The following is a 16,574-nucleotide window of genomic DNA, read 5'->3' as shown; positions in this document are numbered from 1 at the left end:
CGGAGGTCACATGCTGCGTTACGCCCTGCTTTATACGGCACTTGTTTTCGGTGCAAACACCGCCTTTGCACAAACGCCAGATTGGCAGGCTGCCAAAGACAACGGTTTGGAAAAGCTGGTGGTCGTGCAGGATGCCGCGCCAATCAGCGAAAAAGAATTTACCGACCCCGACGGCGGCACCCACACTTTTGCCGATTATCGGGGAAAAGTCATCCTTGTGAACTTCTGGGCGACATGGTGCGCCCCCTGCCGCGAGGAAATGCCCGCGCTGGACCGTTTGCAATCCGAACTGGGCGGCGATGATTTTCAGGTGGTCACAATCGCCACCGGCCGCAATGCGCCTGAACGCATTTCCGCGTTTTTTGACGAAGTCAGCGTGGAAAACCTGCCTGTCCTGCTGGACCCGCGCCAGATGATTTCCCGCGACATGGGGGTCGTCGGTCTTCCCGTTTCTGTGCTGATCGACCGCGAAGGTAATGAAATTGCCCGCTACCTGGGCGATGCCGAATGGGATTCGGATACGGCCAAGACGCTGATTACCCAGCTGACAACGCCCTGACCGCGTCATGCCGGTGACAGGGGGTGATGTGGTCGTTCACCATCCCCGTCGCCTGCATGAAGGCATAGGTGATCACCGGCCCGCAGTAATTGAAACCGCGCTTCTTCAACGCCTTGGACATCGCATGTGATTCGGGTGTGTCTGTCGGCACGCTGGCCATATCCGGCCATGCGTTCTGGATCGGCGCACCACCGACAAAGGACCACAACCAAGGCGCGAAGCCCTGATCCGCCTCGATCTGCAGAAACAGGCGGGCGCTGCGAATAGTCGAAGTGATCTTGCCACGGTGACGCACGATGCCCGGATTGGTCAATGCACGGGCGATGCGGTCATCATCCCACAGCGCGACCCGCGCGGGGTCGAACCCGTCGAATTCCTGCCGGAATGCCGGACGTTTACGCAAAATGGTGATCCAGCTAAGCCCCGCTTGAAACCCGTCCAGCACCAGCTTTTCCCATAAGGCACGGCTGTCATATTCCGGCACGCCCCAGTCGGTATCGTGATAATCGACATATAACGGATCGCTTCCGCACCAGCTGCACCGAGAAAGCATCCGTTAACCCTAAGTTGAAAAAGCCCCTGACGATTCATGCCAGATTAAGTCATCATGCGCAGACTGCAAGCAGAGCTGACAGAGATGGGGCGCGCCGTGAGCGACAGATTCAAGAACAACAGTTCGCCGCTGGAAGATGCGATCCAATTTCAGGATCGCATTACTTTGTCGGCGGTGACAATCGCGGTGGAAAAGGCCAGCGCGGTACTGGCCTTCCAGCCGATCGTACAATCACAAAGCACCAAGGTGCCCGCGTTTTACGAAGGGTTGATCCGCATTATCGACGACAGCGGCAGGCTTGTTCCGTTGCGCGATTTCATGCCGCAGGCAGAAACAACCGAACTGGGCCGCAAGATCGACTGCCTATCTTTGTCGCTGGGACTGAAAACACTGGTCGAGGACCCCTCGTTAAGATTGTCGATCAATATGTCGGCACGCTCGATTCAGTATCCCGACTGGATCAACACCCTGCGTCGCGGCATTTTCGATGATCCGATGGTGGGCGAACGGCTGATTCTGGAAATCACCGAAAGCTCGGCCATGGGAATGCCGAACGAGGTGCAGGGTTTCATGGCCGAGGTTCAAAGCTATGGCATCAGTCTGGCACTGGACGACTTCGGGGCGGGCTATACCTCGTTCCGATACTTACGTGATTTCTGCTTTGATATGATCAAGATCGACGGCCAGTTTATCCGCTCGATCGCGGCAAATCCCGACAACCAGATCCTGACCCGCGCCTTGCAATCCATCGCCCATCATTTCGACATGTTTACGGTCGCTGAATCTGTCGAAACGGCTGATGATGCCAGCTTTCTGATCGATCTGGGGATCGACTGTCTGCAAGGTTACTACTTTGGTGCGCCGACCATTGCCCCGCCGTGGAAAAAGCCGCCATCGCGGGCTGTGCGTTAAATAAAGTCAAATAGCTGTCATCCGACAACGCTTGACCTTACGTCGTTAAACAGCATCCTGACCCTGAAGGCCGGCCGGTCCGGCACCAAGGGAAGGAGCCCGTCATGTCCAAAGCCGTTATCGTTTCCGCTGCCCGCACCCCAGTCGGCAGCTTTATGGGGGCATTCGCAAATGTCCCCGCGCACGATCTGGGTGCCGCCGTCCTGAAAGAAGTCGTTGCCCGCGCCGGTGTTGATCCTGCTGAAATCAGTGAAACCATTTTGGGGCAGGTTCTGACCGCCGCACAGGGCCAGAACCCCGCACGGCAGGCGCATATCAACGCCGGACTTCCGCAGGAATCAGCGGCATGGCTGATCAATCAGGTCTGCGGTTCGGGCCTGCGTGCTGTGGCCTTGGCTGCTCAGCAAGTGATGCTGGGGGACGCAAATATCGTTCTTGCGGGCGGTCAGGAAAGCATGTCGCTGGCAATGCATGCCACCTATCTGCGTGCCGGTCAGAAGATGGGCGATATGCAGATGATCGATACGATGATACGCGACGGATTGTGGGACGCCTTCAACAATTACCACATGGGCCAGACGGCTGAAAACGTCGCTGACAAATGGCAGATCAGCCGTGACCAGCAGGACGAATTTGCCGTCGCGTCACAGAATAAGGCAGAAGCGGCACAGAAAGCCGGTCGCTTCGCGGACGAGATTGCCGCCTATACCGTCAAGACCCGCAAAGGCGAAACGGTTGTCGATCAGGATGAATACATCCGTCACGGCGCCACGATGGAAGCGATGCAGAAGCTGCGCCCGGCCTTTACCCGTGACGGGACGGTTACGGCGGCGAATGCATCCGGCCTGAATGACGGCGCCGCCGCCGTCATGGTCATGTCCGAGGATGAGGCAAACCGTCGTGGCCTGACCCCGCTGGCACGTATTGCATCCTATGCGACCGCCGGTCTGGACCCTGCAATCATGGGCACCGGCCCGATCCCTTCCAGCCGCAAGGCGCTGGAAAAAGCCGGCTGGAAGGTTGGCGATCTGGATCTGGTCGAGGCGAACGAAGCCTTTGCGGCCCAAGCCTGCGCGGTGAACAAGGATATGGGCTGGGACCCTGCCATCGTGAACGTCAATGGTGGCGCCATCGCGATCGGTCACCCGATCGGTGCATCGGGGTGCCGCGTTCTGAACACCTTGTTGTTCGAAATGCAGCGTCGTGATGCCAAGAAGGGCTTGGCCACCCTGTGCATCGGCGGCGGCATGGGTGTTGCCATGTGCCTTGAGCGCTAACCTTCCCCGAACTGCATACGCAACTTAGTTGCGCATGCAGGATTGATTGAATATCATAATTACATAATAAATGTCTGATGAGGGGGTTTCATGTCGAAAGTTGCATTGGTCACAGGCGGGTCCAGGGGGATCGGAGCCTCGATCAGCAAGGCGCTGAAAGACGCAGGCTATATCGTTGCGGCCAATTACGCCGGGAATGATGACGCGGCGACCGCATTTACCGAAGACACCGGCATCAAAACCTATAAGTGGTCGGTTGCCGATTATGACGCCTGTGCCGCCGGCATTGCACAGATCGAAGCCGATCTTGGTCCGGTCGAGGTGTTGGTCAACAACGCAGGCATCACCCGCGATGCCATGTTCCACAAGATGACCCCGCAACAATGGAAAGAGGTGATCGACACCAATCTGACCGGCGTCTTCAACATGACGCATTGCGTCTGGTCGGGCATGCGGGACCGCAAGTTCGGTCGGGTCATCACCATCAGCTCGATCAACGGGCAAAAGGGTCAGGCAGGACAGGCCAATTATGCTGCCTCCAAGGCGGGTGATCTTGGCTTTACCAAATCGCTGGCACAGGAAGGTGCGCGCGCAGGCATCACCGTCAATGCCATCTGCCCCGGATATATTGGGACCGAAATGGTCCGTGCCATTCCCGAAAAAGTCCTGAACGAACGGATTATCCCGCAAATCCCAGTTGGCCGTCTAGGGGAACCCGAAGAAGTCGCCCGCGCGGTGCTGTTTCTGGCATCCGATGATTCGGGCTTTATCACCGGATCGACGATCAGTGCGAATGGCGGTCAGTATTTCGCCTGATCCATCCGCCAGATTAAAAAGGCCCGTGCATTTTGCTCGGGCCTTTTCGTAATTCTGTTACTGTTCAAAGCACTTAGTGGGCCAGTCGTGAAATCCGTTCCTTGATGCGCATCTTCTCGCGCTTCATCTGGACGATTTCGAGATCTCTGGTTCCGGGGTTTTTCTGCGCCTTTTCAACGGCGTCAGACAGGTGTTGGTGTTTCTTGCGAAGCTCCTCGACATGGGAAGCAACTGTCATCACGTCCTCCTTGGAATAGTTCCTCGAACAAGTTGATTGCAACATACCTATGCGATTCTGTCACGAGACTTTTGCAATCCTATCGTGAATCGGCAAACCATCGCGCAGCACGCCTCGCGCCCGCAGTGTCATGTCCTGCGCATTGGACTGATGGTGCATCGCGTCGTGCAGGATAAAAGGCGCCAACAGCCGGAACGGGGCGCGCGCACCCTTGCGGGCACTCAGGATCACGCGACCGGCCTCGCGTCCATGACGGGCAGCAATTGGCAGCACGGTGATGCCGCCCGCACGCCCCGCCAGCGCACCCATTACATTGTCCAGACGATCAGCGCGCTGGATGATGGTCAGCCAGCCCCCCGTTTTCAGCCGCCGCAGACCGGTATCAATCCACAGATCCAGCGGCGTCGCCTCGGTTCTTGCATCGGCGCGCCCTGCATCGGGGGCCAATTTGCCGGCCAGAAAATATGGTGGGTTCATAATAACATGGTCAAAACTGGCCCCGCGCAGGGGTGCGGGCAAGCTGGCCAGATCACCGGTAACAACCTGCATCGCGATACGGTTGAAGGTCGCATTTTCACGGGCAAGGCGGGCGTAACATTCGTGCCGTTCCAGCCCCGTGATCGCCAGATCCTGCACGCGCCATCCAAGGCACAGACTGGCCACCCCTGCCCCGCAGCCCAGTTCCAGCACCGTTTTTCCCGCTTGCGCGGGACAGGCAGCGGCCAGCATCACCGCATCGGCACCAGCGCGATAGCCACGGACAGGCTGCGCAATCCGCAGCCGCCCGCCCAGAAAGTCGTCGATACGGTGGTCAGTCATCCAGTCCGGTGTCGCGCAGAATGGCGCGGGCCACGAATTCGTCACGGTCCGCCACCATCAGCCGCGCAGGCAGAACCCCGACCGAGCCTTCAAGCACGCTCATATGTTGGTCCATCGGAAAGGTCTTGATGCCCTCGGCCTCCAGCAGGCTGGTAGCGGCGGACATACGGACGGGATCATTGCTGCGAAAAAGCTCTTTCATGAACGCGACGTTAAGGCGCGGTTGCGAAATTGTCGATGGCGTGGCAATGCAGGGTGGCAGATACAGGATTATGCCATGACTTTGCAGGAAAATGTCCGCAAACCACTGGATCGGCTGTCAGAAGCCCTAAGCCAGCAGATGGAGGCGGTGAACGCCTTGATCCGCGACCGCATGGCCAGCCGCCACGCGCCGCGCATCCCCGAGGTGACCGCCCACCTGATCGAGGCGGGTGGCAAACGCCTGCGACCGATGTTGACCTTGGCCGCGGCGCAGATGGTCGGCTATGACGGCCCCTATCACATCCATCTGGCCGCGACGGTCGAATTCATCCACACCGCCACCTTGCTGCATGACGATGTCGTCGATGAAAGCAGCCAGCGGCGCGGTCGTCCGACGGCGAACCTGCTGTGGGACAATAAATCCAGCGTGCTGGTTGGCGACTATCTGTTCGCACGCAGCTTCCAGCTGATGGTTGAACCCGGCAATATGCGGACGCTGGAAATTCTGGCCAATGCCAGCGCCACCATCGCCGAGGGCGAGGTCCTGCAGCTGACCGCCGCACAGGATCTGGCCACGACCGAGGATATCTATATCCAGGTCGTGCGCGGCAAGACCGCCGCCTTGTTTTCCGCCGCGACCGAGGTTGGCGGCGTCATCGGCAATGCCCCCGCCGATCAGGTGCAGGCGCTGTTCGATTATGGCGATGCGCTTGGGATCGCGTTCCAGATTGTCGATGACCTGCTGGATTACGGCGGGGCGACAGAAACCATCGGCAAGAATGTCGGTGACGATTTCCGCGAACGCAAGCTGACGCTGCCGGTCATCAAAGCCGTGGCCAAGGCCGATGCCGAAGAACGGACCTTCTGGTCGCGGACCATCGAAAAGGGCGATCAGCGCGACGGTGATCTGGAACATGCGCTGGACCTGCTGGCCCGCCACGGCGCGATGGACGTAGCCCGCGATGATGCGCTGGCTTGGTCTGCCAAGGCCAAGACATCACTGCAGGCACTGCCGGACCACCCCATCCGCGATATGCTGACCGATCTGGCTGATTTCGTTGTCAGCCGCGTCACCTGACAACCGCGACATCGGAACACCAACGCCCGGCCCTGCAAAGGACCGGGCGTTTTTCGTTCCCCCCGAAATATGAAAAAGGGCGAGCCGCTTGCGCGACCCGCCCTCTCTCCGGGAAGAGACCATGAATTACTTGGCCTGTACGAAGTCCGGATAGGCTTCCATGCCCATTTCCGAAATATCGAGGCCGCTGATTTCGGCTTCCTTGCTGACGCGGATCCCCATCGTCACCTTCAGCACCGTCCATGCGATAAAGCTGACCACGAAGACAAATCCGCCGACGGCTAGAACACCGATGGCCTGCGTGCCAAAGCTGGTGTCCGGGTTGGTGACAGGAACAACCATCGTGCCCCAGATACCGGCCACAAGGTGGACAGGGATCGCGCCGACAACATCGTCGATCTTCAGCTTGTCCAGCAGCGGAACCACGAAGACAGCAATGCCGCCACCGACGCCACCGATCAGGATGGATGCAAAAACCGAAGGGGTCAGAGGTTCCGCCGTGATGGCAACCAGACCGGCAAGCGCGCCGTTCAGCACCATCGTCAGGTCGATCTTGCCGTACAGCAGCTGCGTCACGATGATCGCGGCGACAGCACCACCCGATGCGGCCATATTCGTGTTTACGAAGATACGGCTGACGTCTGCGGCATCATTGACCGAACCGATGGCCAGCTGCGATGCGCCGTTAAAGCCGAACCAACCCAGCCACAGGATGAACGTACCCAATGTTGCCAGTGCAAGGTTCGAACCGGGCATCGGCTGCATGCGACCGTCGGGACGGTATTTGCCGGTGCGCGCACCCAGCACGATCGCGCCTGCCAATGCTGCAAAACCACCAGCTGCGTGAACAAGGGTCGAGCCTGCAAAATCCGAGAAGCCCATTTCCGACAGGAAGCCACCGCCCCACTGCCAGCTTGCCTCGATCGGATAGATCAGGCCGGTCAGGATCACGGTGAAGATCAAAAAGGGCCATAGCTTGACGCGTTCAGCCAGCGTGCCGGACACGATGGATGCGGTCGTTGCACAAAACATCAGCTGGAAGAAGAAGTCCGAGGCCGACGAATAGCCGTCATCGGCAACACCGGCGCCGACGGGGTCGATGCCTTTGGGGCTGAACAATTCGCCGATCACACCGGTGATCGTCCAGTCGCCCGGATACATCAGGTTATAGCCGATCATCCAGTACATGATGCCCGCAATCGCGAACAAAGAAATATTCTTGAACAGCTGCGTCGTCACGTTCTTGGAACGGACCAGACCGGCTTCCAGCATGGCAAAGCCGGCGGCCATCCACATCACTAGAAAGCCGCCCATCAGGAACAGCAGCGTATTGAAAATATAGACGACATCCGCGCTAACCGCAGCAGCCGCCTCCGCGGGCGCCGCGGCGTCTTGCGCTGCTGCGGGATACGCCGCCAGCGTCGCAAGTGTCGCGATGAGCGGGAGGGTCTTGTTCATGTGATTAAACCTCGCTTCGTGCCGCAGCCGCCGGTCCGGCTGCCATCGCCCCTTTCATGTGCAATTCCACGGCATCGGCAAAGATTGGCGCAGTCCTGATCCGGCCAGAAAACGGGGATGCACATTCCAAAGGCGCAAATTCGGGCAAAAGCCCGCGAAACAGGCAGTTCTTGTCTGGGAATCGCCCGTGCATGCCTTCAGCCTGTGCAGCATGCCCAAACCTGTACCCGCCAAGGCACGGCGCGGTTCCGCCTTGACCTATCACGGATTGGTCACCCCAATTCCCCTGCAGACAATCTTGCTGTAGGCTGGAGGGAATATTGGCCGGATCAACCGGCATGGCAGACACGCAGGCATCCTAGGCATGAAACGACCCACTGGTACCCCGACCCGCACGGGCAAAAGTCCTGTTGCCGACAAGCGCAACCTTTCGGACAACAAGACCGGCGCGAAAAAGCGTAAAGTGACGCGCCATAACAACCGCAAGCCCCGCAGCGGCGGCATTCTTGGTGCCATTGCCGGACTGGTCGTGCTGGCCTGGCGGATCATCTGGGGGTCGATCTGGCGGTTGGGCATGGTGGTCGTTTTGATCATCGCCTCGGCCACGGCCTATTTCTATATCAGCCTTCCCGAAGCACAGGATCTGTTCGACGGTCGTGCCCGTGGCAGTGTGACCATGCTGGACCGCGACAAACGGGTCTTTGCATGGCGCGGGGAAACCTTCGGTGCCGTGAACAGCGACAAGATTGCCCCGATTTTGAAAGAGGCTGTCCTGTCCACCGAAGATCGCCGCTTCATGCGCCACTTCGGTGTCAGCCCGCGCGGGATCGCCAGCGCTATCCGCATCAACCTTGCGGCCGGTCGTGGGCCGCTAGACGGAAACGGTGGTTCGACCATCACCCAACAGGTCGCCAAACTGCTGTGTCTGGGCGAAACCTTCGATCCCACCCGCTTTGCCAATGAGGCCGAGTTCGAGGCCGATTGCCGTTCGGGCGGCGTCTGGCGCAAGATCAAGGAAGTCCCCTATGCCTTCGCGATGGAGGCGAAATACAGCAAGGACGACATTCTCAACATCTATATGAACCGTTCCTATCTGGGTGCCGGCGCCCGCGGGTTCGAGGCTGCAAGCCAGCGTTACTTCAACAAGCCTGCCAGCGACGTGAATGCACAGGAATCGGCAATGCTGGCCGGTCTACTGCGTGCCCCCAGCTATTACGCGCCAACCGCCAACCTTGCCCGTAGTCAGGAACGCGCCAACGTCGTTCTGGGCCTGATGAACGAGGAAGGCTATCTGACCGATGCCGAAATGGCCGATGCCCGCGCCAATCCCGCTGAACTGTCGCAGGCGGCCAAAGCGCGTGCAGGTGGCTATTTTGCCGACTGGCTGATGGAATCGGGTCCGGGCTTCCTGACCAGCGAAACCACCGAAGATGTCACAATCACCACCACCTTCGACCAGCGCATTCAGCGCGCCGCCGAACGTGCGTTGCAGCGGGTCTTTGATGAAAAGGTCAAGGAAGGATCGACAGCTGAAGCCGCTGTCATCGTCATGTCCGCCGATGGCGCCGTGCGCGCCATGTTGGGCGGGCGCGATACGACCGTAAACGGGGCCTTCAACCGCGCCAGCCAGGCCAAGCGCCAGACAGGGTCCAGCTTCAAACCCTTCGTCTATGCCGCCGCCTTGGAAGCAGGCTATTCCCCCAGCGACCGGATCGAGGACGGCCCCCTGACCATCCGCATTCCGGGCGGCAAGAACTGGTCCCCCCAGAACTATACCCGCCGTTATTACGGACAGGTCACCCTGACCGACGCGCTGAAACGGTCGCTGAACACTGCCACCATCCGCCTGCAAGAGGTTGTGGGCCGTGATCAGGTCATCCGCGTCGCCCATGACTTCGGCATCGTCAGCAACCTGACCCGCAGCCCGTCACTGGGCCTTGGCGCGTCCGAGGCGACCTTGCTGGAACTGACCGGCGCTTATGCAGGCATCCGCAACGGCGGCACATCGGTCGCACCATATGGCATGGTCGAACTTAAGATGCAGGGCGATGACCAACCCATGATGGGTCAGACCGGCGGTTTTGGCGAACGCGTTATCAGCCAACGCGCCGCAGGCCAGTTGATCTATATGATGCAGCAGGTCATTGATTCCGGCACCGGTGGCCGCGCCAAACTGGGGTCGCGTCCGGCTGCGGGTAAAACCGGCACGACCAGCAGCTATCGCGATGCCTGGTTTGTCGGCTTCACCGAACAATATGTGACCGGCGTCTGGATCGGCAATGATGACAACAAGCCCCTGACCGGCGTGACCGGCGGTGGCCTGCCCGCCGAGATCTGGCAGGCGGTCATGTCGGAAATCCACGAAGGCCTGCCTGAACTGGCGCTTTCGACCGTCTCGCCCGATGGCAGCGGCATCATCATGTCCAGCGGCGGCACGACCCCGCAGGTCGTCACCAGCGGCTCCCCCGATGACCCCTTGGCCGCCGCACTTGCGGGTGTGATGAACGGCGTCAATGGACAGTCGTCCCCGAACCCCGCCGCAACGCCGGGCGACAGCAGCGAATCCAGCTCGGACGATGCGCTCAGTCGCGCCTTGCAGGGGATCTTGTCAGGCAACTGACAAGATCATTCACAAAACGACAAAAGGGCACCTCTTGGGGTGCCCTTTTTCAATCCGGTTCGGGGAAAACAGGTTCAGCCCGCTTGGCGCAGGTCCGCAGTCAGGGCCGCAACATCGCCACGGCGGCGTGACAGCATGGCGGCCATCTCGGCCCGCTCGCTTGCCAGCATATTCACACCCTCGATGATGATGTTAAAATACAGATCCTTGCCCGACCTGTCGGACACATGCCATTCGACCTCCATCGGGGCGCGGCCGTTCAGATGGGCGACCGAGGTCACGGCATAGAAGCTTTTCAACTGGCGCGCGCCCGTCACCTCGATCCTCGATCCGATGAATTCATGGAAACGCTTGCCGTATTTGCGACCGATATAGCCCTGAAATGCCTGCTTATAGGCCGCGAAGGTGGCTGCATCTGTCTGGCGAGCCGCTGGCCCAAGGGCCGAACGCGCGATCACATCCACATCGGCATAGCGGGCAAAGATCGCCTCGAATTGCTGATACATCACGGCGGGGGGCTGGCCGGAATTGATGACCTGATAGACCTCGCCCAGGGACTTGTCGATCAGCGCGCTTGCCCCGTTGGCGTCCAGCGCATGGGCCGGACGGAAGGGCAACACGGCTGCAACGCCCGCGCAGGCCAGCATCCCGATAAACCCGCGCCGGTTAGTCCGCATAGGGGTCGATAATCTCGGCATCGTCATAGGGGTCGTAATCTGCACGCTCTTCTCCCAAATCATGGCGGCGGTTCATCAGCCAGATCAGCCGCGTTTGTGCATAGCTATCTGCACTGCCCTGCAAGATACCATCCACCGTGTCCCCGAACCGCGCCCGATCACCGGCTTTTGAGGCGACACGCAGTCCGAAGGCCACCGCGCGGTCCTGTCCGTGAAGCAGGTGATACAGCGGGTCGATCAGCAGATCGACCATTTGCCCCGCCGCATCGCGTCGCGTCGATGGCCCCAGAACCGGCAGTTCGACATAGGGCCCCTCGGGGACGCCCCAGACGGCCAGCGTCTCGCCGAAATCGGTGTCGCGTTCGGCAATGCCGAAACTGTCCATCGCCGGATCGAAGATACCGCCAAGGCCAAGCGTGCTGTTGATCGCGAAACGCGACAGGTTCTGCCCCGCATTCTTGGGCCGGCCCTGCAATACCCCGTTCACCGATTTTACCGGCAGCGACAGGTTACGGCCCGCATTGATAACCATCTGCAGCGGCCCGATCGGCGCATCGGGGTCCACCGGCGCACTGGCCGCTTCGGGATCATCCTTGCCGCGCGCCAGATTGGCGACAGGCCCGATCACATGCGAATCCAGCCCTTTGTTAAAGGCGTGCACGCGACGGTTCTGCGCCTCGTAGGGGTCATTGATGGTGATACCGTCATGCTGGACAGGCGCGGATGCGCATCCTGCCAGAAACGGCAGGGCAACAAATACGGTCAGGATCGTGTGGCGCAAATGATATCCTAACTTACGGGTATTATGACAGACGACGTGACAGGCTGGCATAAGCATGGGGTGGTGATATGGTCGTCACATTATTGTGGCAAGCCCTTGGGTTTTCATCAGGGTGCATGAAGGCGTAAATATGGCGGTAGGTGTAGGTAATCACGATGGACTGCGCGAATTGCGGCAGGCCCGTGCGACAGGTTGGCAATTGTTTGTGGCAGTTGCTGTGTTTTCGGCGGTGGTCAACCTGCTGATGCTGACCGGTCCTTTGTTCATGTTGCAGGTCTATGACCGCGTATTGGCGTCCCGCTCGGTCGAGACTTTGACCGCGCTTTTTGTCTTGGTCATGTTTTTGTTCCTGTTGATGGGTGTAATCGATGTCATCCGCAACCGCGTGATGCAACGCGTCGCAGCCCGCTTTCAGGACCGGATGGAGCCGCGGGTTTTCAGCGCCTCTTTGCGTGAAGGTGCCGTGCGGGGTGACGAATCTGCGGCAACCGCCAGCGGCATGCGCGATCTGGATGCCATCCAGCGTCTGATCGGATCGCCGATCATGCTGGCGTTTTTCGATCTGCCTTGGGCACCGCTTTTCCTTGCCGCGATTTATGTGTTCCATCCGGTCCTGGGCATGGTTGCCACCGCAGGAGGGGCAATTCTGGTACTGACGACAATCGCCAACCGGATGCTGACAAAAACGCCGTTGCAACAATCATCGAGGTCTGCCGCGCAGGCGCAGCGCATGGCCGATCTGTACCGCGACGAGGGCGAGGTGATCTGCGCCCTCGGCATGCGCGGTGCCACCCATGAACGCTGGCAACAATTCCGCCGCGACGCACAGGACAGCACGGTTCGTGCGGGTGACCTCTCGGGTGGTTTCAGTGTGTTTTCCCGCAGCTTCCGCCTGTTTTTGCAAAGCGCCATGCTGGCGGCAGGTGCGTGGCTGGTACTGCGTCAGGAACTGACGCCGGGGGCGATGATTGCCAGCTCTATCATGATGGGACGTGCTTTGGCGCCGGTCGACCAACTGGTCGGCGGCTGGCCCGGTGTGCAGGCCGCACAGGATGGCTGGGGCCGTCTGGGCACCCTGCTGGGACGCCGCCCCCCCGAACCTGCCCGCACCCGCCTGCCCCGCCCCGCCGCCCAGATCGAGGCGCGCAATCTGGTTGTCGCCCCGCCGGGCGAACAGACCGCCACCCTGCGCGGCATCAATTTCCGCGTCGATCCGGGCACGGCCCTCGGGGTGATCGGTCCGTCAGGTGCCGGAAAATCCACATTGGCACGCGCCCTGATCGGCGCCTGGCCCGTGACAGGCGGCTTTATCCGGTTGGGTGGTGCGACCTTGGATCAATATGATCCCGATGTGCTGGGCGGTCTGATCGGCTATCTGCCACAGCATGTAACGCTGTTTGATGGCACAATCTCGGACAATATCGCGCGTCTGTCGAAAAACCCCGATCCTGAAAAAGTCGTTCAGGCCGCCCGCGCCGCCGCCGCACACCAGATGATTCTGGACCTGCCGCAGGGCTATGACACCCGCATCAGCCAAACCGCCGGTCGCCTGTCGGGCGGTCAGATCCAGCGTATCGGTCTGGCGCGCGCGCTTTACCCCGACCCGGTGATGCTGGTTCTGGACGAGCCGAACTCGAATCTGGACAATCAGGGGTCCGAGGCGCTGAATCAGGCCATCCGCCGGATCAAGGCCCAGAACGGTGCCGTGATCATCATGGCCCACCGTCCCGCAGCCATCAATGAATGTGACAATCTGCTGGTCATGGAGGCCGGTGTCGTCCGTGCCTTTGGCCCGCGTGAAAAGGTATTGCAACAAATGGTCAAGAATTCGGCCCAGATCCTGCAATCCAGTGCAGGCGGTAAAGTCGGGGGCGTCGCATGACCGGACCGAACGAAAACCGCTGGTCGGTCCGTGGCCCCATCATCGCGGGCGTGCTGGCGATCGTGACCTTGGTCGGGGGCTTTATCGTCTGGGCGACCATTTCCCAGATATCCGGCGCCGTCGTCGCCAGCGGCCAGGTCGAGGTTGAACAGCAACGCCAGATCGTCCAGCACCCCGACGGGGGCGTGGTGGAAACCATCGCCGTCAAGGATGGCGCGGATGTCAAAGCCGGCGATCTGCTGATATCACTGGACGGGACACTGCTGCGAACCGAACATATCATCGTCGAAGGCCAGTATTTCGAAATTCTGGCCCGCCGTGGCCGGTTGGAGGCGGAACGCAGTAACGTCGATACGATCACCTTCCCCGAAGAACTGCTTGAAACCGCCAAGACCGATGAGAGCCTTCAGGACCTGATTGCGGGTCAGACCAGCCTGTTCCAGACCCGTCTGGACACGCTGCGTCAGTCGCTGGACCAGCTGCAACAGCAAAGCGAACAGATCACCTCGGAAACGGCGGGGATCGATGCACAGATCGATGCGATGATCAGCCAGCGCGACCTGATCGGCAAGGAACTGGCCGACCAGCAAAGCCTGCTGGACCGCGGCCTTGCACAGGCCTCGCGCGTTCTGGGTCTGCAACGCGAAGCTGCACGTATGGACGGTGAACTGGGGTCGCTTCAGGCCAACCGCGCCTCGGCGTTGATCCGCCAGACCGAACTGGAAATCCAGCGTTTGCAACTGGGATCGGAACGTCGTGAACAGGCCGAAACCGAACTGCGCGATCTTGGCTATCGTGAACTGGAACTGGCCGAACGTCGTCGCAGCCTGATCGAACAGATCAGCCGCCTCGAGATCCGTGCCCCTGTGTCCGGCCTTGTCTATGACATGCAGGTCACGACGCCGCGTTCGGTGATCCAATCTGCCGAACCGCTGATGTATCTGATCCCGCAGGATCGTCCGCTGGTCATCGGTGCCCGCATCCAGACCATCAACATCGACGAGGTTCTGATCGGCCAGCCGGTCGTGTTGCGATTCTCGGCGTTTTCGTCACGCACCACGCCGGAAATCGACGGACGGCTGGACCGTGTTTCCGCCGATGCCCTGATGGATGAAGCGACACGTTCGCTTTATTATCGGGCCGAGGTTTCGATCCCGCCCGAGGAAATCGAAAAGCTGGGCAATCTGGCCCTGGTCCCCGGCATGCCGGTCGAGGTGTATATCCAGACCAGCGATCGCAGCCCCATGGCCTATCTGATGAAACCGCTGGCCGATTACTTTAACCGCGCTTTCCGCGAAAGCTGACAAGACACGGTTGCCTTGTGTTCTCCTCTGACGCAGCTTGCTGACATCAAGAGGAGGATCACAATGCTGAGAGTATTATCCCGGCCCGCCACCCGCATGATGGAGCGATGGCTGCCAGACGCGTTCATCTTTGTCATTGTGCTGACATTGGTGGCCGCAGCGGCGGCCATGCTGACCCAAGGCACACACCCCGTCGATCTGATCCAGATGTGGGGCAACGGCTTCTGGGAATTGCTGCAATTTGCCATGCAGATGCTTCTGGTGCTGGTCACCGGTTTTATTCTGGCCTCATCCCCGCCGGTGCGCAAAATTCTGGCACGGATGGCCGGTCTGGCCAAAAGCCGTGGCGCGGCCATTGTGCTGGTCACGGTGGTGTCGCTGGCCGCCAGCTGGATCAACTGGGGCTTCGGTCTGGTTGTCGGCGCGATCTTCGCCAAAGAGATCGCCCGCCAGACCCGCGTCGATTACCGCCTGCTGGTTGCCTCTGCCTATTCGGGTTTCATCATCTGGCATGGCGGCATTTCGGGGTCGATCCCGCTGACCATCGCCACATCGGGCCATTTCACCGAAAGCCAGATCGGCGTCATTCCCACCAGCCAGACGATTTTTGCATCGTGGAACCTGATGATTGTCGCCGCGCTGTTTGTTCTGGTGCCACTGGCCAACCGGTTGATGTTGCCGCTGGAACATGAACAGGTGCTGGTCAATCCCGAAAACCTGCGCGACAGGGAAACCGCCCCTCGATCCGCCCTGCCCACCCCGGCCGAGCGCTTGGAAACCAGCCCCCTGCTGATGTATCTGATCGGCATCCCCGGTCTGGCGTGGCTGATGATGCATTTCCTGAATGGTGGCGCGCTGAACCTGAACATCGTGAACTTCATGTTCCTGTTCCTTGGCATCATCTGCCACGGATCGGCCCGCAGCCTGCTGGCCGCGCTGGACGAAGGTGTGCGCGGCGGCGCGGGCATCGTCATCCAGTTCCCCTTCTATGCCGGCATCATGGCAATCATGGTCCAAAGCGGTCTGGCGGCGAATCTGTCGGAATGGTTCGTATCCATTTCGACCGCGACGACCCTGCCCTTCTGGAGCTTTATTTCCGCAGGCATCGTCAACATCTTCGTGCCATCAGGTGGCGGCCAATGGGCGGTGCAGGCCCCCGTCATGCTGCCCGCAGCCGAGGCTTTGGGTGCCGATGTCGCCAAGGTCGCGATGGGCGTTGCATGGGGTGACGCATGGACCAATATGCTGCAACCCTTCTGGGCGCTGCCGATGCTGGGCATCGCGGGCCTGAAAGCGCGCGACATCATGGGCTTTTGCGTCATTCAGCTGCTGGTCGTCGGCATCGTCGTCGGCGGTATTCTGTATTACATCTGACAATATGTGGGGGGCTTGCCCCCAC

17 protein-coding genes are annotated in these 16,574 nt (G+C 60.1%); 9 read left to right on the top strand and 8 right to left on the bottom strand.

Annotated elements, in window-relative coordinates; genetic code table 11:
- Window positions 1-10: 10 nt before the first annotated feature.
- Entirely contained in the window at window positions 11-559 is a 549-nt protein-coding gene (locus tag DWB67_RS06170; protein WP_255418573.1) for a TlpA disulfide reductase family protein, read from the top strand.
- On the opposite strand, the gene DWB67_RS06165 is transcribed toward DWB67_RS06170, so the two are convergent.
- Window positions 537-1,112: a DNA-3-methyladenine glycosylase I gene (locus tag DWB67_RS06165; protein WP_119806661.1), complete on the bottom strand. Its 576-nt coding sequence runs from the start codon at window positions 1,110-1,112 to the stop codon at window positions 537-539. The genes DWB67_RS06170 and DWB67_RS06165 overlap by 23 nt on opposite strands.
- Before the next feature lie 84 nt (window positions 1,113-1,196).
- On the opposite strand from DWB67_RS06165, the gene DWB67_RS06160 reads away from it, so the two are divergent.
- The 3 genes from DWB67_RS06160 to phbB all read left to right on the top strand — a co-directional run bounded on the left by DWB67_RS06160 (window position 1,197) and on the right by phbB (window position 4,117).
- Window positions 1,197-2,024 carry an EAL domain-containing protein gene (locus DWB67_RS06160; protein WP_119806900.1) on the top strand — a complete coding sequence of 276 codons (828 nt, stop codon included), beginning with the start codon at window positions 1,197-1,199 and terminating at the stop codon, window positions 2,022-2,024.
- Window positions 2,025-2,128: 104 nt separating this feature from the next.
- On the top strand, window positions 2,129-3,301 hold the full coding sequence (locus DWB67_RS06155; RefSeq protein WP_119806660.1) for an acetyl-CoA C-acetyltransferase: 1,173 nt from the start codon (window positions 2,129-2,131) through the stop codon (window positions 3,299-3,301).
- A gap of 90 nt (window positions 3,302-3,391) precedes the next feature.
- Window positions 3,392-4,117: an acetoacetyl-CoA reductase gene (phbB, locus tag DWB67_RS06150; protein ID WP_119806659.1), complete on the top strand. Its 726-nt coding sequence runs from the start codon at window positions 3,392-3,394 to the stop codon at window positions 4,115-4,117.
- Window positions 4,118-4,190: 73 nt separating this feature from the next.
- Here the strand turns inward: phbB and DWB67_RS06145 are convergent, their stop codons facing one another.
- From DWB67_RS06145 to DWB67_RS06135, 3 genes are read right to left on the bottom strand one after another with little or no spacing between them, the layout of a single operon-like run.
- A complete protein-coding gene (locus DWB67_RS06145) occupies window positions 4,191-4,355 on the bottom strand; it encodes a YdcH family protein (protein WP_119806658.1) in 165 nt (54 codons plus the stop codon).
- A gap of 60 nt (window positions 4,356-4,415) precedes the next feature.
- On the bottom strand, window positions 4,416-5,174 hold the full coding sequence (locus DWB67_RS06140) for a tRNA1(Val) (adenine(37)-N6)-methyltransferase (protein ID WP_119806657.1): 759 nt from the start codon (window positions 5,172-5,174) through the stop codon (window positions 4,416-4,418).
- A complete protein-coding gene (locus DWB67_RS06135; protein WP_119806656.1) occupies window positions 5,167-5,376 on the bottom strand; it encodes a DUF2007 domain-containing protein in 210 nt (69 codons plus the stop codon). Before DWB67_RS06135 ends, DWB67_RS06140 begins: the two co-directional genes overlap by 8 nt.
- 75 nt (window positions 5,377-5,451) lie before the next feature.
- On the opposite strand from DWB67_RS06135, the gene DWB67_RS06130 reads away from it, so the two are divergent.
- Window positions 5,452-6,453 carry a polyprenyl synthetase family protein gene (locus tag DWB67_RS06130; RefSeq protein ID WP_119806655.1) on the top strand — a complete coding sequence of 334 codons (1,002 nt, stop codon included), beginning with the start codon at window positions 5,452-5,454 and terminating at the stop codon, window positions 6,451-6,453.
- Window positions 6,454-6,579: 126 nt separating this feature from the next.
- Here the strand turns inward: DWB67_RS06130 and DWB67_RS06125 are convergent, their stop codons facing one another.
- Together DWB67_RS06125 and DWB67_RS06120 are read right to left on the bottom strand one after the other, a co-directional pair.
- A complete protein-coding gene (locus DWB67_RS06125; protein ID WP_119806654.1) occupies window positions 6,580-7,911 on the bottom strand; it encodes an ammonium transporter in 1,332 nt (443 codons plus the stop codon).
- Window positions 7,912-7,915: 4 nt separating this feature from the next.
- The gene (locus DWB67_RS06120) at window positions 7,916-8,104 is read right to left on the bottom strand and encodes a hypothetical protein (RefSeq protein ID WP_119806653.1); all 189 of its coding nucleotides are present in this window, start codon (window positions 8,102-8,104) and stop codon (window positions 7,916-7,918) included.
- Window positions 8,105-8,275: 171 nt separating this feature from the next.
- Here DWB67_RS06120 and DWB67_RS06115 point away from each other — a divergent pair, with 171 nt between their 5' ends.
- Window positions 8,276-10,531: a transglycosylase domain-containing protein gene (locus DWB67_RS06115; RefSeq protein WP_119806652.1), complete on the top strand. Its 2,256-nt coding sequence runs from the start codon at window positions 8,276-8,278 to the stop codon at window positions 10,529-10,531.
- A 74-nt stretch (window positions 10,532-10,605) separates the two neighbouring features.
- On the opposite strand, the gene DWB67_RS06110 is transcribed toward DWB67_RS06115, so the two are convergent.
- Entirely contained in the window at window positions 10,606-11,208 is a 603-nt protein-coding gene (locus DWB67_RS06110) for a phospholipid-binding protein MlaC (RefSeq protein ID WP_370453572.1), read from the bottom strand.
- Window positions 11,198-12,046, bottom strand: coding sequence for a VacJ family lipoprotein (locus tag DWB67_RS06105; RefSeq protein ID WP_255418571.1), 849 nt, complete (start codon window positions 12,044-12,046; stop codon window positions 11,198-11,200). The genes DWB67_RS06110 and DWB67_RS06105 overlap by 11 nt, the downstream gene beginning before the upstream one ends.
- 73 nt (window positions 12,047-12,119) lie before the next feature.
- Between DWB67_RS06105 and DWB67_RS06100 the strand changes: the two genes are divergently transcribed.
- From DWB67_RS06100 to DWB67_RS06090, 3 genes are all read left to right on the top strand, one after another.
- Window positions 12,120-13,871: a type I secretion system permease/ATPase gene (locus tag DWB67_RS06100; protein ID WP_119806650.1), complete on the top strand. Its 1,752-nt coding sequence runs from the start codon at window positions 12,120-12,122 to the stop codon at window positions 13,869-13,871.
- On the top strand, window positions 13,868-15,175 hold the full coding sequence (locus tag DWB67_RS06095; protein ID WP_119806649.1) for an HlyD family type I secretion periplasmic adaptor subunit: 1,308 nt from the start codon (window positions 13,868-13,870) through the stop codon (window positions 15,173-15,175). The genes DWB67_RS06100 and DWB67_RS06095 overlap by 4 nt, the downstream gene beginning before the upstream one ends.
- A gap of 63 nt (window positions 15,176-15,238) precedes the next feature.
- On the top strand, window positions 15,239-16,549 hold the full coding sequence (locus tag DWB67_RS06090) for a short-chain fatty acid transporter (RefSeq protein ID WP_119806648.1): 1,311 nt from the start codon (window positions 15,239-15,241) through the stop codon (window positions 16,547-16,549).
- Window positions 16,550-16,574: the final 25 nt, after the last annotated feature.

The sequence above is a fragment of the Paracoccus sp. JM45 genome (assembly GCF_003590715.1).
GTDB lineage: Bacteria > Pseudomonadota > Alphaproteobacteria > Rhodobacterales > Rhodobacteraceae > Paracoccus.
The sequence above is the reverse complement of the archived record's forward strand: the minus strand, read 5'-3'. Positions and strand labels throughout refer to the sequence as shown.